This is a genomic window from Pseudoalteromonas sp. P1-11 (assembly GCF_001399995.1).
Classification (GTDB): domain Bacteria; phylum Pseudomonadota; class Gammaproteobacteria; order Enterobacterales; family Alteromonadaceae; genus Pseudoalteromonas; species Pseudoalteromonas atlantica.
The window spans coordinates 1-2,453 of the sequence record NZ_LJSP01000026.1 but is presented as its reverse complement, the minus strand read 5'-3'; the positions used below and the strand labels follow the sequence as shown (position 1 = coordinate 2,453).

Sequence of the window (2,453 nt, the reverse complement as noted above, 5' to 3'; positions counted from 1 at the left end):
TAATAAAAAACCAATAAGAGTTTAAGCTCCAAGAAAGTTAAGTACGACCTTGAAGCTTAAAATGAGAGATGGTATCTACGGTAAACTTGAACGCCGCTACCCAAAGCTCATTACGTCTCTATTTAAATAATATTGCAATCATATTAAATACCGCTAAACTAATCATTAGTTTATTAATGACCGATTTGGTAGTCATTTATGAGATCAGAAAAAGCATTAAAGTTGGCGCGTCGATTGGGTGATTTAATTCGTCAGCATCGTACTTTACTTTATACCCAGAGCACGTTCGCTAAGATGATTGGTGTATCTCGCTCCACGGTACAAAAGCTTGAACAAGGAGAGGTAGTAAAAAGCGATATATTGTTTGAAGCCCTTGTTGTTCTTCAATTGCAAGGCTCATTGCTGGATGAAATTAACGAGCTAGCCGCAGATGTGGGCGGTTATAATGCAAGACAGCGTAAAAGCAATAAAACTCAGGTGATTAACGATGACTTCTGAAGCTTATGTATTTATTGACGGTTTAGAAGACAGCCCCATAATTTGTGGTTTTTTTAAGTTAAATCCACAAACTGGCCGAGGTGAGTTTAATTATGGTAAAAGTTACCTTGCGCGCTCTGATGCGTTTGCGCTCGATCCGCTGCATTTACCTTTACAGCCTGGCATAGTTAGTTATTCTGCCAATAAAGGTGTGTTTGGGGTGTTAAGTGATGCGGGAGCTGATTCGTGGGGGCGTAAGCTTATACTGTCGTTACATAATACCAAGCCAAAGAATGAGCTAGAATTTTTACTCGCAGGGTCTGGGTATGGTGTTGGCGCCTTGGTATTTAGTTTGTCGCGCAGCGCATCAAAACATAAAGCGAATAAAAATACATTAGCCGATTTAGCCTTGTTAGATCAAGCAAAGGACGATTTGCTCGCCAATAAAGCGATTTCACAGGAAGCAAAAAAAGCCTTTGAATTTGGCCAAAGCATGGGGGGAGCAAGACCTAAAACCTCTGTAAAAATTGAAGAAAAGCTTTATTTAGCAAAATTTAATCGTCAAGACGATTTGTTTAATTTAGCTAGGGCTGAGCATGGCGCTATGCGTATGGCTAATGAATTGGGGATTCGCACTGCAAATACCCGTATTCATGAAACAGAAAATGGCGATATTCTGTTAGTTGAGCGTTTTGATGTAAGCGATGACTTACCAACTCATCACTTTTTAAGCGCCAATAGCTTATTACAAAAACCAAAAGTCGCGATAAGCGACTTAGCAACATACTATAGCTACGGTGAACTGGCAGAATTTATTCGCCACCACACAGGTGAGTTCGCTGATGATGCTACAGAGCTCTACAAGCGAATGGTATTTAACGTGTTTATTGGTAATACCGATGATCACAGCCGAAATCATGCATTTTTGTATCACTTTGCTGGGCAAACGTGGCGTATGAGCCCCGCTTATGATATCACTCCTATTAATAACTCAAAGCAGCACGGCATAGGGCTTGGTGATGATGGCCGATATGCTAGTATCGATAATTTATTGTCGCAAGCCAAACGCTTTGGCCTCAACAAGGCTCAAGCAACAAAAATAATTGCAGAGGTTGAAAGCTATACTCGCCAGTGGCCAACGCACTTTAAACGTTTTGCTAATATCAGTGATATTGACATAAAGCGCTTAGAAAGCGTGATCCCTCATATAAGTTAAAGATTATTTAAACATTCATTAGATAGTTAATGACTGATTAAGTGGTCATTTACTGGTTGGCGCTTTTATGAACCATAAAGAAGAAATGAAAAGGCAGCGGGCTTTTGGTAAAACCTAGCTCGTAGCTCTAAACCAGCGCCAGATTAGTCGGCCTGGGCTTTATTTGTGGGCTGATAAACGCCATTATCTAACGCATAAAAGTAAGCTTGATAGCGGCCGGTTTGCTTAAACTTAAGTAATTGCTGATTAAAAAATTTCAAGCCGCTGTTTACTGTGTTCGTTATTTTTGGGGAGTATCATAAAGCTTTGAGATGATGGTTAATCGAGCTAGGTAAGTTAGGTAACTTACTGGCCAAGGTAAAAAGTAAAAGTTAACTTTAATATACATAATGGTAATACCAACAACAAAATTGAAGGCTAATGCCAAGACAATTCCCCCGTCATTTTGCCCGAAAGGACTTAATTGATGAGTAATTGATTGCATGGCGGAATTTTGTTCCCGACAAATTCCAAGTACCTAAATCCCTTTAGGCAATGCAATTAAAGCCGTGGTCTCGCCATGGACGGCGAATACACGGCGGTTACGTTCATATCTATTTCGGCTTTGAGGAAAATGCAAAATGCTCGGGGCGCCTCAAGGGGCGTACGGCGATATTCGCCCCTTGGTTGCCATCGCCAACGCGACATAGGGAACTAAAAATACAGAGCGCGAGCAAGCTTCGCGCCTTGTATCTCTCGTTGATAAATGATTAGCTATCAT

The 2,453-nt window shown here is 40.8% G+C and carries 2 protein-coding genes; both read left to right on the top strand.

The annotated features are described in order from the left end of the window. Positions 1 to 198 precede the first annotated feature (198 nt). The gene (locus AN390_RS19510; RefSeq protein WP_055255852.1) at positions 199 to 498 is read left to right on the top strand and encodes a helix-turn-helix transcriptional regulator; all 300 of its coding nucleotides are present in this window, start codon (positions 199 to 201) and stop codon (positions 496 to 498) included. Continuing rightward, positions 488 to 1,693 (top strand): type II toxin-antitoxin system HipA family toxin, encoded by a 1,206-nt coding sequence (locus AN390_RS19505; RefSeq protein ID WP_055255850.1) that lies wholly within the window; start codon positions 488 to 490, stop codon positions 1,691 to 1,693. The genes AN390_RS19510 and AN390_RS19505 overlap by 11 nt, the downstream gene beginning before the upstream one ends. The last annotated feature ends 760 nt before the right edge of the window (positions 1,694 to 2,453 follow it).

Excerpts from the sequence above, each read along its gene's own strand:
- AN390_RS19505 (WP_055255850.1), top strand. The coding sequence starts at position 488 with ATGACTTCTGAAGCTTATGTATTTATTGACGGTTTAGAAGACAGCCCC.
- AN390_RS19510 (WP_055255852.1), top strand. The coding sequence starts at position 199 with ATGAGATCAGAAAAAGCATTAAAGTTGGCGCGTCGATTGGGTGATTTA.